A 15,093-nucleotide genomic window follows, 5' to 3' on the forward strand; every position below is an offset into this window, starting at 1 on the left:
CCTGGACCAAAACCAGGTGCCTTACCACTTGGCGACGCCCCATTGACTTAGCCTTAGTAATAATAACATCGATCTATGGGAATTTGTCAACCCTTTTGGCAAAAATTTTTTTAAATCCATCCCCTGCCTAGGATTCAGGGTAAATCTGCTCCTCTGGATCCAGGGTTTAGATGTACCAGATCCGGGGGCGGCAACGGCAAAACCCTGTACCAGGAAAACCAGCCACACTGGTCGCCCACGGAACTTAAGCAAAATTAAGCAATTTTTTATAATTGGCAGATTCTATTACCGTCAATCAAAAGGATAGACTAATTTTCTAATATTCATCCCCCTGGCAAAAATCGGTGAATTGGTTAATTTTATTAAGCAATTCACCGATTTTTGCCAGGGGGATAACCACCGCACAGTTAATTTTTTATAATATAATAAAGTTAAAGACCGTTTACAGTTTAAAAACTCGGCCATGCCCTCAATTGCCCGGAAAAACCTGTTTGAAGACCTGCCGCGCTTCCTCGTTGCTCAAGCGGGCATCATGTTTGCTGTTAGCTTAATTACCATTCAAACCGGAATCTTGCAAGGAGTGATTCGCTCGATCTCCCTCTTGATTGACTATTCAAAAGCCGATATCTGGGTCGGTTCCCAAAACACTGCCTCTTTAGAATTGACCTTGCAAATTCCATACAAACGCTTTATCCAAGCCCAAGAAGTTGAAGGAGTCGAGTTAGCAGAACCCGTAATTTTCAACGGGGGAAGTTGGCGATCTTTTTCCGGGCAAATCAATCATGTCCGAGTGATTGGCTTTAATCCTGATAGCCAACTCTTTGTACCTGGTGAAATTAGCAGAGGAAATCTGAGTTCCCTCAAAGAACCTTATACCTTCTTTATTGATGAAAAAAACAAGGATTCCCTGAATGTTGAATGGATTGGCGATCGGGTAGAAATGGGAATTTTTCAAGCCAAACTGGTGGGCTTGACCAGAAACACCCAATCAACCATCTCCAGTCCCTTTGTGTTCACCTCCTTAGAGAATGCCTCAGCGATCGTCACTTCGCCAATGACCGAAGAACCATCCAAATTATTGGCACCGAATCCAGAATCCTTAGAAACCGACGATCTGATTACTTATGTCTTAATTCGAGCCAAACCCGGTCAAGACTTGGAAGCACTCAAGCAAAGACTAGAAAAAGCTTTACCATACAGTCGAGCATTTACCAAAGCAGAATTTTCCGAAATGACTCGCACCTACTGGCAAAAGCGCACCGGCATCGGCTTTGTCTTGGGACTGGGGGCCTGCGTTGGTGTAGTGGTGGGCATCGTGGTGGTGGGACAAATCCTTTATTCTTCCGTATCTGACCACCTCAAAGAATTTGGCACTCTCAAAGCAATGGGTGCGTCTAACTACTTGATCTATAGCGTCATTATTGAACAATCCCTGTGGATGGCGGTGCTGGGTTATATTCCCGGTATGGCCCTTTGTTTTGGGGTCAAAGCTTGGGCATTCGCCGCCCAAGGACTGGTGATTTTAATTACCCCGACCACCGCTGCAAGTGTTTTTGGCATCACCGTGTTGATGTGCGTTGGTTCCGCTTTGTTTGCCATTCAAAAAGTCAATCGTGTGGATCCGGCAATTGTGTTTAAAGCTTAACCAGCAATGATTTTGGTGACAAATCTCACGGATCAAGTATTTTCTCTGATGAAAAATGTTCATAGTGATAAACACCTTTCTTGATCGAAAGCTACAAGAAAGCGAACCGCCCAAAGCATTATCATATTGGTAATTGGCATTGGCACAAGATTATCCGTTCACTTTGGTGCTTCCTCACACCACTGGCCGTACTACCTTTACAACTAAAAATAAATTCGGCATGATTGCTTCTTCTATTACCATTGATCAGTCTTATCGCAATATACTCATTCCAGTGGCTGAAGCTACCAAGGAAATGGCAACTGCGAAAACAGTTGCCCTGAAAGCCCGGGGTGTCAAAATGGTGTACGAATCTGGTTTAGGCTACTATGAAGCCCTTAAGGGAGTAGACCTGGATGTGCATCATGGTGATATTGAGCTATTAATGGGTCCTTCTGGTTCAGGGAAAACCACCCTACTCTCAATTTTGGCAGGCTTGTTGACTCCCTCAGTGGGACAAGTCACTATCCTCGGACAAGATATTACCCGAATGTCTCGGGCGAAACTTTCTAAGTTTCGCCGGGACAACATTGGTTTTATTTTTCAGGGGTTTAACTTATTTCCCGCCCTTACTGCGGCTGAGAATGTGGAAATGGCATTAAAGGTGAAAGGAATTCGTGGGCGCCCAGCCCGATCGCAAGCGGAAAACTTACTGGAACAAGTCGGGTTAGCGGATAAAGCCAAACTCCGCCCCAGGGATCTCTCTGGGGGACAAAAACAACGGGTGGCGATCGCCCGTGCTCTAGCGGGACATCCTCAAATAATTATGGCCGATGAACCCACCGCTGCCCTCGACTCCCACAGTGGTCATGCCGTCATTGAACTTTTGCGTAAACTCGCCAAAGAAGAAGGTTGCACAGTGCTGATGGTGACTCACGACCCTCGGATCCTTGATGTGGCCGATCGCATTCTCTATCTGGAAGATGGCATCTTAACCCCCCAAAGTCCTCGATAGTCTGACAAAAAAACCCGGTTTCTCAAATCTCTAACCCTGACAAGAAACCGGGTTTCTTGTTCTGGTTAGGTGAACATAATTAATTGCACTTTTCTTTCCCCGCCGTAAATCCTTGGATTCCCGCATATAGGAAGGATGCATAGGAGAGAGATTCGTAGGAGAGAGAAGAGAGAATATCTTTACTATGCATCTCTTTACTCTTTCCTCTTTTCTTATAATGGGGTCTGTGGTGAATTTATTTCTGCCCGTAAACTTATATTGGACTTAAACAAATTTAAAGCCCAAACAAAGCCCAAACTCCCTTTATAAGCTGCGAATACGTCTCAATTTTGGTGCTGCCAATTGACAAATCGACATGATATCGGTCTTCAAATAAAAAAAGCTTCTTGAAAGTCACGAACGCCGAAATATTTATGAAATTAAAATACATCTTATGTCAAGATATAATTTAGCATTTAAATCACCACAAAGTTACTATAATATTTTGAAAAATAGTCAATTAACTTAGCAAAAAGCTAATCTACAAAATTCCCTAGTTTTCACTTCTTGGGCAAATAGCTGCTGGGCTTTGGCTAGAACCCCAGGGAAAGCGGCTTTTACCTGGAGATGCTTCACCACCCATTGGGGGTGGTTTGGTCGTTGGGTATCCGCAGCGAGATAGGTTTGACCAAAGCCGCCTTTGCCCAATGGTTGTAAGATTTGATAGCGTCCTTTAAGGAGTTGGCCCTGGATTTGATTGCTTCTGTGGTGGAATATATTTCAATTTTAGATAAGAGAACCGGGAATTAGACTCAGAAACCGAGCTTCTTTTCCCCATTTTGGCTTTGAAGCAAAAATTGGAGGCAGAAACCCGGTTTCTTAAAGACGGGCTAAAAATGGCTAAAAATGCTAAAAAAACAGATCCAAGGGCGCCGAGTGCGGTAGTCTAGATCGAGTGACTTTATTTAAAATTTGGCGATATTTTAATGACTTCTACCGTGGTAAACCCCTCTCATACCGTGCGTCTTGGTTCCCGAAAAAGCCAACTGGCTTTGGTGCAAACTGAGTGGGTGCAAGCAGAACTACAAAAACATTACCCCAACAGCACATTTGAAATCCACAAGATGAGTACCCAAGGGGACAAGATTTTAGATGTGCCTTTGGCCAAAATTGGGGATAAGGGTCTGTTCACCAAAGAATTGGAAGTGGGGATGCTGAACAAGGAGACGGACTTAGCGGTTCATTCCTTGAAAGACCTGCCCACCAATTTGCCCGAAGGATTGGTGCTCGGCTGTATTACGGAAAGAGAAAATCCAGCGGATGCCTTGGTTCTGCACCAAAACTATAAAGATAAGCAACTGGATACTTTGCCCCCTGGGGCGGTGGTGGGTACTTCATCTCTGCGTCGTTTGGCCCAGTTACGTCACCATTTTCCCCATCTAGAGTTTAAGGATATTCGGGGAAATCTGAATACTCGCTTGGCTAAGCTAGATGCGGGTGAGTATGATGCCTTGATTTTGGCGGTGGCGGGTTTACACCGTTTGGGAATGGGCGATCGCATCGATCAAGTGATTCCCCCAGAAATCAGTCTGCACGCAGTAGGTCAAGGAGCTTTGGGAATTGAATGTCGCGATGGGGATACGGAAATTCTCGAAATTATTAAAGTGTTGGAACATGAACCTACCAAGTATCGCTGTTTGGCGGAACGCGCTTTTCTGCGGACTCTGGAAGGGGGATGTCAAGTTCCCATTGGCGTGAATACGGTCATTGAAGGCGATCAACTAACTTTAACTGGGATGGTTGCCAGTTTAGATGGCAAACGTTTAGTTAAAGATACAGTGGTTGGGGCGGCGACTGAAGCGGAACAACTGGGAATTGAATTGGCTGAAGAGTTAAAAAATCAAGGCGCCCAAGATATTTTAAACGAGATTTTTGCTCAAATTCAGCGTAGTTAAAGCAGGCACAAGAGCCTATCAATTGATAGTTGATAATTGATAATTATCAACTATCAATTATCAATAAAAACATAACTGCTACCCCGGATCGGGGTGATTTGACAGAGGTTAATTAACGGCAAAAGTGTAATTTCGCAGTAAGATAGTTATATAGGAGTTACGCAGTAGAAGCCTATAACCTTTGTGTGATTCGCCAACTCCATCAAACCGCCGATCCAGAAAACATTCAGAAAATAGGCAGAATCTCTACAAACTCAATATAGAGTCCAATAGACTCCAATCTGGCAACTGGGTAATTTCTAGTAATTTCTATAGTTGTTACAAAAAGTTTATAGGAGCCCATTATGCCTGTATCCGTGCAATTTATAGATGGGATCAACGAAGAAGTGAGTGGAATTAGCCTACGCCGTCGGCGAGACAGTGGCACCAACTTGGTTGTTTTATTGTTTGAGGACTTAGAGGCATTAAAAGGAGGACGGAGTTTTACTAATAAAATTGATACCTTGTCTTTACGGGATCAAGAAGGGGAAATTAAAGTTATCCCCAGTGGCATGAAGTTCTTTTTTGCCGATGACGAGCATGATTTAGCCAAAGCCGAATGTTCTTTTGAACTGAGGACACAAGCGGAATTGGAGCGAGTGATGCGATTTTTACATCGCTATGCTGATGCATATGGCTTTGAATTTCAGTCAAATTAAACAACTGCCTCGATAAACAACTGCCTCGATAAACAACTGCCTCGATAAACAACTGCCTCGATTTCTCCTCTCTGGTATGAGAGAGAACCGAGGCAGTGTCGGTAAAGCGATCGCCAAGGATCGCCCTGACAAATCATGCCTTCAAAATCAGTCATTGCCTACAATTTATCCAGCAATCACTGAAGCATGGGGACGAGCAAAAATCATCCGACCGGCAGAAGTTTGTAAAGCTGATGTCACCACCACTCGCATCATCGCACCGATATGAGTTTCCGCTTCTTCCACCACCACCATCGTGCCATCTTCTAAATAGCCGACCCCTTGGGCAGCTTCTTTCCCTTCCTTGAGAATTTTTAACTCTAAAGTATCTCCAGGCAGATACACTGGACGCACCGCTTGAGTCAAGTCATTAATATTCAAGACCGGCACCTTTTGTAAAGCGGCTACTTTGCTCAAGTTGTAGTCATTGGTTAACAAAATGGCATTAATTTCTTGAGCTAAACGCACCAACTTAGCATCCACCGTATGAATATCTTCGTAGTCAGCAGGGTGAATCACAATGCGATCGGGGTAATTTTCCTGCATTTGATTCAGAATATCCAATCCTCTGCGGCCACGAACTCGTTTTTGATCGTTGGAGGCATCCGCGACTAACTGCAATTCTTGTAAAACAAATTGGGGAACGAGAATTTGCCCTTCCAGAAACCCAGTTTCCAGCAAAGATTCTACCCGACCATCAATAATACAGCTTGTATCCAAAATTTTGGTTTGGGCGGGTTTCAAGGTGCCTTCGGCGACTAACATCATTTCGACGGAATTGGGATTAATCAGTCTTAAGAAAGCCCGACCGTGGCTGTCAGCGAGGGAAACCCCGGTAAAAGCAAAGAGGATACTGCCTAAAACGGCGGTCAGGGGTTTAATAAAGCCAAATTCTCCGGGAATGGGCAGTAAAAACAGGGGGGCTAACATTAAGTTGGCCACCAGAAGTCCGATCACTAAACCGATCGCCCGCGTGATCAGCATATCAATGGGCATATGGCGGACTTTGACTTCCAGCCGTCGGTAGTTAATTTGCATAAATAAACCGACGCCAAATCCAATTAAAGCGCCAAATCCAGCGGTTACAGATCGCAACCCTTCCAGACTTGTCACTTGATTAGTAGCACTACTGGGCAGCATATCGATTCCGTAAAAACCGATGCCCACCCCTGTTAAGATGAATGAGATCACGATAATTGCATCAAGCATTGTTCCTAAATCCTTTTAGAGATCAATTTAACGGTTGACTGATTAACGGTTGACGGGCAATTCCTCCGCAAGTATTGCCCAGGAATTGAATCCGATTTTTGGGATAATTCTACAATTCCTCTATTATACTCTTAAGTTTTTCCAGATTCCTCAGCAGTGGATACTCATTAAAGTTACAAAACTTACCAGAGATCGTGAATCAGGCCAATGGGTGATTCGTTAGCAGCGATCGCCTCTTAAAAAAACATCACCAAATTAGAAAAACCATGAATTTCAATGAGAATGAGCAACCGAAATCCGTTTATATTCACATACCCTTTTGTCGTCGTCGCTGCTTTTATTGTGATTTTCCGATCTTTGTCATCGGCGATCGCCAACAAGGGGAGAATTCTAGCACGATCCAGAAATATATAGAAACGTTGATTCAAGAGATCGAGATGACTCCCGGTGGCGGTCAACCCTTGGAAACAGTTTTTTTTGGCGGGGGTACTCCTTCTCTGCTTTCAGTTCATCAGTTAAACCAAATTATGGAAATTCTCGATCGCCGGTTTGGTATCAGCGCCAGTCCAGAAATCTCCATCGAAATGGATCCAGGAACCTTTGACTTAGAAAAGTTGTATGGTTACGTCCAAGGGGGAATTAATCGCGTTAGTTTAGGCATCCAAGCATTTCAAGACGAATTACTAAGTATGTGTGGGCGATCGCACAGTTCTAAAGACATTTTTACAGCCATCGACCTGCTGTACCAAGTAGGGGTTTCCGACTTCAGCATCGATCTGATCTCTGGACTGCCCCATCAAACCCTAGATCAATGGCAAAACTCCCTAGAAACCGCCGTCATGCTGACACCTAGCCACATTTCTAGTTACGACTTAATCATCGAACCAGGGACGGCTTTTCATCGCTACTACAAGCCTGGAGTTCCTCCCTTTCCCGACGATCAAAGCACTGCGGATATGTACCGTCTAGCGGTGCAAATTTTAACCGATGCGGGTTATCAACACTATGAAGTCTCCAACTATGCCTTCCCCGGACATCAATGTCGGCATAATCGAGTTTATTGGGAAAACCTGCCTTACTACGGTTTTGGCATGGGTGCCACCAGCTATGTCCAAGGACAAAGGTTTACCAGACCCCGGAAAATCGCTGAATATTACCAATGGGTCGAACAATCGATCGCCGCAGGGGGAAAAATTGATTGCCCAAAAACTCTGGAAAGCGAACGCTTGCTAGAAACTATCATGCTGGGATTGCGTTTAACTGATGGCATAAATTGTGCCACCCTGGTCGAACGGTTTGGTGACAATGTACTTCAGCGAATTTGGCCAAGTTTACACCAATACCACCGTCAAGGATGGGTAGAAATCCTCACCTCTGAAGGAATACCGATCCCCTTATCCCCGGAATCCCCATTACCCCCAAGCAGTCGCATCCGACTCACGGATCCCGAAGGATTTTTATTCTCCAATACGATTTTGGCGACCCTGTTTCAACAACTAGAATAATCAGGGGCGATCGGCGTGACTCAACTTACAGAAAATAAATGATTTCGATCGCCATAAAACGGTGATTTCACCATTGGCGATCGAGGTGAAATTGACCCGCTGGCCTGCTTGTGTAAACTTTTCTTAAAGTTGACCCAAATTTAAGGGTTTTTTGTAAAGATTTGCGAATTACTGCATCCACCCGACCGGACTCACCCGATCCATTGAATACAATAAAAGAAGTCACTAAAAGAAGTCACTTTTTGATTGTTAAGGAGGGGGGAAGATGGTGGACTTTACCGTAGCAATTCCGACTTATAACGGCGAAACTCGATTACCTGATGTACTGGAACGACTGCGATCGCAAGTTGAGACTGAATCATTTACCTGGGAAATTTTAGTCATTGATAACAACAGCTGCGATCGCACCGCTCAGGTAATTCGCGAATATCAAACCCAGTGGCCTTCATGGTGCCCATTAATCTATTACTTTTGTCCCGAACAAGGGGCAGCATTTGCACGCCAAAAAGCCGTAGAAAAAGCCAAAGGAAAACTCATCGGATTTCTCGATGATGATAATCTACCGGAAAAAAACTGGGTAGCTGCTGCTTATGAATTCGGCCAAAACCATCCCCAACTTGGCGCTTATGGCAGCCAAATTCATGGGTATTTTTTTGAAGCCAATACCCCAGAAGAAATGCCGAAAAATTTTAAAGAAATTGCTAGTTTTTTAGCCATTGTCGAAAGAGGAAATACACCCCATTTATATAATCTATACCATAAAATACTACCCCCAGGGGCAGGGTTAGTGGTAAGAAAAGATGTTTGGTTAAAAAGCGTACCCAATCGGTTATTTTTAAATCATCAAGGCAAAGAAGCTGGTATGGCCAGTGAAGATTTAGAAGCGTTATTGCATATTCAAAAAGCCGGGTGGGAAATTTGGTATAACCCAGAAATGATTGTATATCATAAAATTCCTAATAATCGCTTAAAAGCCGATTATTTACGGCTACTTACTCGCTGTGTCGGCTTAAGCAGACATAGACTACGTATGATGACCCTAGAAACTTGGCAAATACCTTTAGCCTTTCCTGCATATTTGGCTAACGATCTGCGTCGATTAGTTCTTCATTTAATTAAACATGGTCTGAACGTAAAAAAAGATCCCGTTGCGGCCTCCCAAAGAGAATTTCTCGTCAGTACCCTGGTGAGTCCTTTATTTTTATGGAAGAAAAAACAGAGCAAAAAGATTCCCAGGGAAATCTTCAGTCAATCTTTACAAAAAACCGAACAAATTCTCAATCAAATTGCTCAAGGATTTGAACAAGATCGCTTTTGTCTTTATGCTCAAGAAATTCAGCCGATTAGCCCCTTTAATTCCTCAAACCAACATACAGAAATTCTCTTAAGACTAAAAGACGAACTCGATCGCATTCTCCTGCCGAGTGAATTTATGCCGATCGCCCAACATTATAAATTGATGCCCACCATTGACCGCTGGGTCGTTCGCCAAATTTTTAGGGAAATTGCCGGGGAAAGTCTCGACCCCAGTTTATCTTTATATGAAATCAATGTTTCCATAGAAACGGTGAAAGATCCTAATTTTATCAATTTTCTTCACCGTGAATTTAGAGAGTATGAAATTACGCCAGAAATGATATCCTTTGCGATTTCAGAAACTTGTGCGATTGCTAATTTAGAAACAATAATTAAATTTATTAACTACATCAAAAAAATCGGCAGTCAACTCACCTTAGATCATGTGGGCAGGGGAAATATTTCTCCTAAATATATCAAAAAAATGCCAGTAGATTACTTGAAAATTGATGGTAAATTCTTCAGCCAGCGGGCGTCAAATCGGCCAAGCATTGATAAAATTTATCAGATCAATGATTTAGGTCATCAACTTGGCATGAAAACAATTGCCGAAGCCGTAGAAAACCAAGAAATTTTTGAACAAATGAAATCCATAGGAGTCGATTACGTCCAAGGGTATGGCATTGCCCCAACCCACCCCTTAATCACTTACAGTCATCGGCAATCTCTCCTCAGTTAGAACCTTAACAGGACGCAGCAGCACAAACCCCTGTAACTCCTAACTTGCTTTGGGTTGCTTTGGGTTGCTTTGGGTTGGTTTGGGTTGGTTTGGGTTGGTTTGGGTTGGTTTGGTTTGGTTTGGTTTGGTTTGGGTTGGTTTGGGTTGCTTTGGGTTTCCTCCAGTCGATCATGTTAAGTTTTGTAAGATTTTGTGGCAGCCTCAGCCCCAGATCAAAAATCTATGTTATAGTAGAGTCTCAGAGTAAAATTCGGTTGCAGCGTTTGTTTGTAGTATTAATAGGTATGTCCTTTTTAGTATTGGCAGGCTTCTCTCCGAAAACTCAAACACTACACTTTTTTTGATGTCGGAGAGGATCCTATGTCTATTTACGTTGGTAATCTTTCATACCAAGTTACCCAAGACGACTTGAATGAGGTTTTTGCTGAATATGGAACCGTTAAGCGAGTTCAACTCCCCACGGATCGTGAGACTGGAAAGATGCGGGGTTTTGGATTTGTCGAATTGGACACCGAAGCGCAAGAACAAGCCGCCATTGATGCCCTCGATGGTGCCGAGTGGATGGGTCGTGATATTAAAGTCAACAAAGCCAAGCCTCGGGAAAGTGGGGGAAATCGGGGTGGCAGCTTCAAAGGCGGCGGCAACGGCGGCGGCGGCGGTCGTCGTGGTGGCGGCGGCGGCGGCTACAATCGTAACCGCTTCTAAGCTTTTCATGGTAGTCTTTCAAATCAATTGATTTGACTGAATTTGATATAACAAAGACCCAAGTCTTGATGCTTGGGTTTTTTTGGCTTGGCGATCGCCAAACCCAAAAAACAAAACCCGACTTCCGGCACGAAATCGGGTTGGCGATCGCCAAGGGATTGCCCATGGGAAATTATTGTTCGCCGGTAATACTCCAGGCGCCATCCCAATCATCAGCGGGAGGATTTTTGATCAACTTTTGGCACCGTTGCAACAGCAACCCAGCCGCTTGATCGTGGGCATTTATTTTTCTAACTCTGGCAAACTCACCCATCGCATTGGCAAACTGACGGTTCAAATAAAACTCACGACCTTTATGATACAGTTCGAGAATCTGCTCCTGATCCGAAGACAAGGGGTCAGAACGTAGTCCCAAAATTTCATAAATAGGTACTGGGGTCTTATTATTCCGCATCCGAATCACATCCAGTTCTCTCACCCAGACGCGATCGGCACATTTTTCATAAGTATTTTTACTCAGTACGATATCGCAACCATACTGCTTACTCAGACCTTCTAAATAATAAGCAATACTGACCCCTTCACCAATGGCGGTGAATTCCATTCGTTTAGTGGAACCCTTTTGACCACTTAAAATCAGATCGGAATTAATCCCAATGCCAATTTTAATCGCTGGTTTATTTTCCGTTTGCCGCCGCTGATTAAAATCCGCCAAACGCTTGCACATTTGCATTGCGGTTTGAACTGCCAGCCATGCATGATTCTCCACGGCAATTGACGAACTAAACACAGCGACAATTGAATTTCTAATTCCCGCTAATTCTATTTGTTGGTCTAGATTTTGTTTATATTCATACACCGCATTAATCATTAACTGAAAATATTCATCAAGCAGATTGGCTACCTCTGATGACTCAAAATTTTGAATCAAATATTTGTAACCATAAATATCAGAAAACAAAATCGAGCATTCCTTGATTTCGCACCCCAATTTATCAGCATCAAGAGCGGTTTCTTGGGGAATGCCGGACGGGAAAACATTAACTGACTGGCTATCTACTACCATTGTTCTGTGAAAAAAATCGACTTTTTACCTTGGTTGTAGGGATGGCCTGGAAGTAATTTTTTCAGATCGGGAAAGGTGGATCTGCTAGATGCCAATAGACAGCCGGCAGCGCCAATCCACATACTCCTAACTCAAACCCTAAGATAAGGTCATCCCAACTACCATACTATTTTTCTGTGAGCTTCCAAACACCATCCCAGTTGTCTGCGGGCGGATTTTCGATGAAATGTAAACACCGATCGATATGCAAATTGGCGGCTTTGTTATCTTTATCAATTTCAATCACTTTACCAAACCTAGACATTGCCAGTTCAAACTCGCGATTTAGGTAATATTCGCGACCTTGGTGGTAAGCGTCGATCAACTCCTTCTGTTTTGGATCGATTTCTTGCGCCAGAGGGCCATCTTTAAGGCCGACTAACTCATAAATTCTCACTGGCTCAGTTTTACCTTTAACCGTAATAAAGTCGAGTTCCCGAACCCAAACACGATCTTTACAGGCTTCGTAAGTTTTTTCACTGATCACGATCACGCAGCCGTACATTTTGCTGGTGCCTTCCAAACGAGAGGCTAAGTTTACCCCGTCCCCAATGGAGGTTAATTCCATCCGTTTGCTGGAGCCAATATTACCACTGACCACGGCATCGGAATGAAGCCCAATGCCAATAGAGAGAGTTTTCTTCCCTTCCGCTTGGCGCTTTTTGTTAAACACTTTTAAGCGTTGTCCCATTTCCACAGCGGTTTGCACCGCACACCATTCGTGGTCAGCCAAGGGTAACGGGGAACCAAACACGGCCATAATTGCGTCCCCAATGTATTTGTCCAGGGTGCCTTTGTATTTAAAGACCGCATCCACCATTGACTCAAAATACTCGTTGAGCATGGCCACCACTTCTTCCGGTTCCATCCCTTCTGTGAGAGTGGTGTAGCTGCGAATATCCGAGAACAGCACCGAGACTTCTTTCTTCTTGCCACCCAGACCCGTATCGCCACTTTGGAGTAATGCTTCGGCCACTTCCTGGGTCATGTAACGATACATGGTACTCTTGAGCCGTTTTTCATCACTGATGTCATCCATGACCACCAGAGCCCCATAGACATTTGTGGGATCTTTGGCGTCGGAGATCGAATTAATGGACAAATTAATACTATGCTCTTCCTCTGAATTATGGGAGAGCAGGGTTTGTTCGGGATAGTATTGATTGCGGGCTTTTTCGTCTGTCCCCGCCAAAGCTTGTTCAAACCATTTGGCAAACTGATCTTCTTGTTGCAGCTTGACGACGTTGCAGATGTGCTGCTCTTCTAAGCGATCGTCTTTGCCAAAACCAAGCAATTGTTTAGCGGTTTGATTGGCAGCAATAATAATTCCATTTTTATTGGTAGAAATCACCCCATTGCTGAGACTGCGGAGAATATCCCGTTGCAGTTGTTCTTGTTGTCTAACGGTGGCAAATAGTTTGGCATTTTGCAACGCCACCCCTGCTTGGGTGTTAAACGCTTCCATGAATTCCTGGTCAGAACGACTAAAAGACGCTTTCCAGAATTCTGGCGCTTCCGGCCAAGTGGTCGGATCGTACGGAGGATGTTCGTTATATTTCTTTTTGTTCACCAATTGAGTTACGCCAATCAACTCGCCATCGGAGTTAAATACTGGCATACAGAGTAAGCTGCACGTCCGATATTTAGTTTTTTGGTCGGTTTGTTTGGAGGTTTCTGACCCAGGATGGGCATATAAGTCAAAGGAAATGTTCAAAGGCTTGCCGGACGTGGCCACTTGACCAGCAAAACCAGCATTTCGGGGAATCCTAACTTCTTGTATTACTCCATCGATAGGGATTTTTGTCCAGAGCTCATTTTTTTCTTCGTCGATCAACCAGAGGGTTGAGCGATCGGCGTTCATCAGCTTTTTGGCTTCATCCATGACCCGTTTCAGGGTATCTTCCAGGTCTAAGCTACTCTTACTCAGAGATTGAGTTGCCGACATCAGGGCAGCGGCAGCCCGTTGCCGCTGCGAGGCTTTGCGGAAAGACCGAGAAGATTCCAGGATCATCAATACCGATGGGGCGAATTCTTGGAAAACTTTCTCATCTTCTTCGGTAAAGCCTCTGGTATCGATGCGATCGCTTAGTGGCTGTTCGGGATCGTGAACTTTTTTTAACTTGTTCATCAACTGCACCACAGCCACCAACTCCTCCGGTTTGTTGTCCTCTTGTTTTTTTAACAAGGGCATACAGAGCATGGTGTAGGTGCGGTATTTAGTCTGTTTGTAGGTTTTTTTGGATTGCGCCGATCGCGCATCATCAAAAAAGTCAAAGGGTATATTCACCACTTTCTTAAAGGTGGCCACTTCCCCGGCAATCCCTTGATCTGCCGGAATGCGAATCTCTAAGGAGTCTCCCGTGTCTCCTTTGGCGACAATTGACCAGAGTTCGTTTTTATCTTCATCTAATAAAAAAATCGTGGTGCGATCTGCTCCGAGTAATTCCCCTGTTTTTAAGGTGATGGAACGCAACATTTCATTCAGTATGGAGTCAAACCCCTGGGCGTCTAAGAGACTGTCCAACATGGACAGGGTTTGATTCACCACCTCTAGTTTTGTCTCAACGTCGCTGACAACTTGTTTAAAGTTTTCTTTGTTCAGAGGGGCGAGAAACGACTTAAAGGTTCCCTGGGTAGTTACTAGGGCATTACTACTCGTAGGTGCAGCTTGTTCCTCGGCAGGCTGTGCAAATGCGGGTGCTTTTTCTGATGCTGGTTTTTGCTCAATGTTTTTGCCGTCATTTTCGAGGTTGACAACAGTGGCATCAATGGTGACGGTATGTGTACTGTTTTCCATATTACTGTTGTGAATACGGCGATTCGGAGATGCATCTGTCATAGGGCTTTAGACCTAGAATCGTCAAAGGGTTTTTCAAGGTAGTTTTTAATTAGCAAGCCTTGATTGACTGACTTTAAAGGATCCAACCTAGTTAGATCAAGTGCTAGATAATCTATTGGTACAATTCTTAAAGTTGTCAATGTTTCCAGAGCCTACCAGATGCATTGTATTGGTTTTTAGCATGCATATATGTCAGACGACCAGCTTGCCAGTTCCAGTTGTTTGGTTTCTCTGAGTCAAAGGTACGGGCGCGCCCAACCGGGCGACAGGAGTCGCCTTTTTTTCGGGGGTGGCAATTTGCTATTTTTCTCTGACCTCTTCGTACCTCTTCGTACCTCTTCGTACCTCTTCGTACCTCTTCGTACCTCTTCGTACCTCAAGTCTT

Annotated in this window: 13 protein-coding genes and 1 tRNA gene (1 of these 14 running past the window's edge); 7 read left to right on the plus strand and 7 right to left on the minus strand. The window is 44.1% G+C overall.

All coding sequences use genetic code 11. The features are described from left to right. Window positions 1–42: transfer RNA gene (locus ABWT76_RS02700), tRNA-Gln, on the minus strand; it reaches 30 nt to the left of the window's first position. A 421-nt stretch (window positions 43–463) separates the two neighbouring features. Here ABWT76_RS02700 and ABWT76_RS02705 point away from each other — a divergent pair. Both ABWT76_RS02705 and ABWT76_RS02710 read left to right on the plus strand, forming a co-directional pair. Continuing rightward, window positions 464–1,645 carry an ABC transporter permease gene (locus ABWT76_RS02705; RefSeq protein WP_054468313.1) on the plus strand — a complete coding sequence of 394 codons (1,182 nt, stop codon included), beginning with the start codon at window positions 464–466 and terminating at the stop codon, window positions 1,643–1,645. Window positions 1,646–1,940: 295 nt separating this feature from the next. Next, window positions 1,941–2,639 (plus strand): ABC transporter ATP-binding protein, encoded by a 699-nt coding sequence (locus ABWT76_RS02710; protein ID WP_082348962.1) that lies wholly within the window; start codon window positions 1,941–1,943, stop codon window positions 2,637–2,639. Between the two features lie 504 nt (window positions 2,640–3,143). Here ABWT76_RS02710 and ABWT76_RS02715 read toward each other — a convergent pair. Then, window positions 3,144–3,326 (minus strand): hypothetical protein, encoded by a 183-nt coding sequence (locus ABWT76_RS02715; RefSeq protein WP_054468315.1) that lies wholly within the window; start codon window positions 3,324–3,326, stop codon window positions 3,144–3,146. 278 nt (window positions 3,327–3,604) lie between these two features. Between ABWT76_RS02715 and hemC the strand changes: the two genes are divergently transcribed. Both hemC and psb28 read left to right on the plus strand, forming a co-directional pair. After that, window positions 3,605–4,573 carry a hydroxymethylbilane synthase gene (gene hemC / locus ABWT76_RS02720; RefSeq protein WP_054468317.1) on the plus strand — a complete coding sequence of 323 codons (969 nt, stop codon included), beginning with the start codon at window positions 3,605–3,607 and terminating at the stop codon, window positions 4,571–4,573. A 344-nt stretch (window positions 4,574–4,917) separates the two neighbouring features. Then, window positions 4,918–5,271, plus strand: coding sequence for a photosystem II reaction center protein Psb28 (psb28, locus tag ABWT76_RS02725; protein ID WP_190878641.1), 354 nt, complete (start codon window positions 4,918–4,920; stop codon window positions 5,269–5,271). On the opposite strand, the gene ABWT76_RS02730 is transcribed toward psb28, so the two are convergent. Both ABWT76_RS02730 and ABWT76_RS02735 read right to left on the minus strand, forming a co-directional pair. Next, window positions 5,268–5,426 carry a hypothetical protein gene (locus ABWT76_RS02730; RefSeq protein WP_156331910.1) on the minus strand — a complete coding sequence of 53 codons (159 nt, stop codon included), beginning with the start codon at window positions 5,424–5,426 and terminating at the stop codon, window positions 5,268–5,270. The two genes, psb28 and ABWT76_RS02730, sit on opposite strands and share 4 nt — an antisense overlap. 10 nt (window positions 5,427–5,436) lie before the next feature. Then, window positions 5,437–6,519 carry a PIN/TRAM domain-containing protein gene (locus ABWT76_RS02735; protein WP_054468321.1) on the minus strand — a complete coding sequence of 361 codons (1,083 nt, stop codon included), beginning with the start codon at window positions 6,517–6,519 and terminating at the stop codon, window positions 5,437–5,439. A 266-nt stretch (window positions 6,520–6,785) separates the two neighbouring features. Here ABWT76_RS02735 and hemW point away from each other — a divergent pair, with 266 nt between their 5' ends. From hemW to ABWT76_RS02750, 3 genes are all read left to right on the plus strand, one after another. After that, complete coding sequence (gene hemW / locus ABWT76_RS02740) at window positions 6,786–8,024, plus strand: radical SAM family heme chaperone HemW (protein ID WP_054468323.1); 1,239 nt, start codon at window positions 6,786–6,788, stop codon at window positions 8,022–8,024. A gap of 265 nt (window positions 8,025–8,289) precedes the next feature. Continuing rightward, complete coding sequence (hpsE, locus tag ABWT76_RS02745; RefSeq protein WP_354635607.1) at window positions 8,290–10,059, plus strand: hormogonium polysaccharide biosynthesis glycosyltransferase HpsE; 1,770 nt, start codon at window positions 8,290–8,292, stop codon at window positions 10,057–10,059. Between the two features lie 360 nt (window positions 10,060–10,419). Further along, window positions 10,420–10,764, plus strand: a complete 345-nt coding sequence (locus tag ABWT76_RS02750; RefSeq protein ID WP_190878639.1) for an RNA-binding protein — start codon at window positions 10,420–10,422, stop codon at window positions 10,762–10,764. An 18-nt stretch (window positions 10,765–10,782) separates the two neighbouring features. On the opposite strand, the gene ABWT76_RS02755 is transcribed toward ABWT76_RS02750, so the two are convergent. The 3 genes from ABWT76_RS02755 to ABWT76_RS02765 form a co-directional block, all read right to left on the minus strand. Next, the gene (locus ABWT76_RS02755) at window positions 10,783–10,968 is read right to left on the minus strand and encodes a hypothetical protein (protein ID WP_054468327.1); all 186 of its coding nucleotides are present in this window, start codon (window positions 10,966–10,968) and stop codon (window positions 10,783–10,785) included. After that, window positions 10,937–11,830, minus strand: coding sequence for an adenylate/guanylate cyclase domain-containing protein (locus tag ABWT76_RS02760; protein WP_082348957.1), 894 nt, complete (start codon window positions 11,828–11,830; stop codon window positions 10,937–10,939). Before ABWT76_RS02760 ends, ABWT76_RS02755 begins: the two co-directional genes overlap by 32 nt. 166 nt (window positions 11,831–11,996) lie before the next feature. After that, window positions 11,997–14,708: an adenylate/guanylate cyclase domain-containing protein gene (locus ABWT76_RS02765; protein ID WP_054468329.1), complete on the minus strand. Its 2,712-nt coding sequence runs from the start codon at window positions 14,706–14,708 to the stop codon at window positions 11,997–11,999. Between the last annotated feature and the right edge of the window lie 385 nt (window positions 14,709–15,093).

The organism is Planktothricoides raciborskii GIHE-MW2, from assembly GCF_040564635.1.
Taxonomy (GTDB): domain Bacteria; phylum Cyanobacteriota; class Cyanobacteriia; order Cyanobacteriales; family Laspinemataceae; genus Planktothricoides; species Planktothricoides raciborskii.

Coding starts and splice junctions, on each gene's coding strand:
- ABWT76_RS02705 (WP_054468313.1), top strand. CDS start 464: ATGCCCTCAATTGCCCGGAAAAACCTGTTTGAAGACCTGCCGCGCTTC.
- ABWT76_RS02710 (WP_082348962.1), top strand. CDS start 1,941: ATGGCAACTGCGAAAACAGTTGCCCTGAAAGCCCGGGGTGTCAAAATG.
- hemC (WP_054468317.1), top strand. CDS start 3,605: ATGACTTCTACCGTGGTAAACCCCTCTCATACCGTGCGTCTTGGTTCC.
- psb28 (WP_190878641.1), top strand. CDS start 4,918: ATGCCTGTATCCGTGCAATTTATAGATGGGATCAACGAAGAAGTGAGT.
- ABWT76_RS02730 (WP_156331910.1), bottom strand. CDS start 5,426: ATGACTGATTTTGAAGGCATGATTTGTCAGGGCGATCCTTGGCGATCG.
- ABWT76_RS02735 (WP_054468321.1), bottom strand. CDS start 6,519: ATGCTTGATGCAATTATCGTGATCTCATTCATCTTAACAGGGGTGGGC.
- hemW (WP_054468323.1), top strand. CDS start 6,786: ATGAATTTCAATGAGAATGAGCAACCGAAATCCGTTTATATTCACATA.
- hpsE (WP_354635607.1), top strand. CDS start 8,290: ATGGTGGACTTTACCGTAGCAATTCCGACTTATAACGGCGAAACTCGA.
- ABWT76_RS02750 (WP_190878639.1), top strand. CDS start 10,420: ATGTCTATTTACGTTGGTAATCTTTCATACCAAGTTACCCAAGACGAC.
- ABWT76_RS02755 (WP_054468327.1), bottom strand. CDS start 10,968: ATGGCGCCTGGAGTATTACCGGCGAACAATAATTTCCCATGGGCAATC.
- ABWT76_RS02760 (WP_082348957.1), bottom strand. CDS start 11,830: ATGGTAGTAGATAGCCAGTCAGTTAATGTTTTCCCGTCCGGCATTCCC.
- ABWT76_RS02765 (WP_054468329.1), bottom strand. CDS start 14,708: ATGACAGATGCATCTCCGAATCGCCGTATTCACAACAGTAATATGGAA.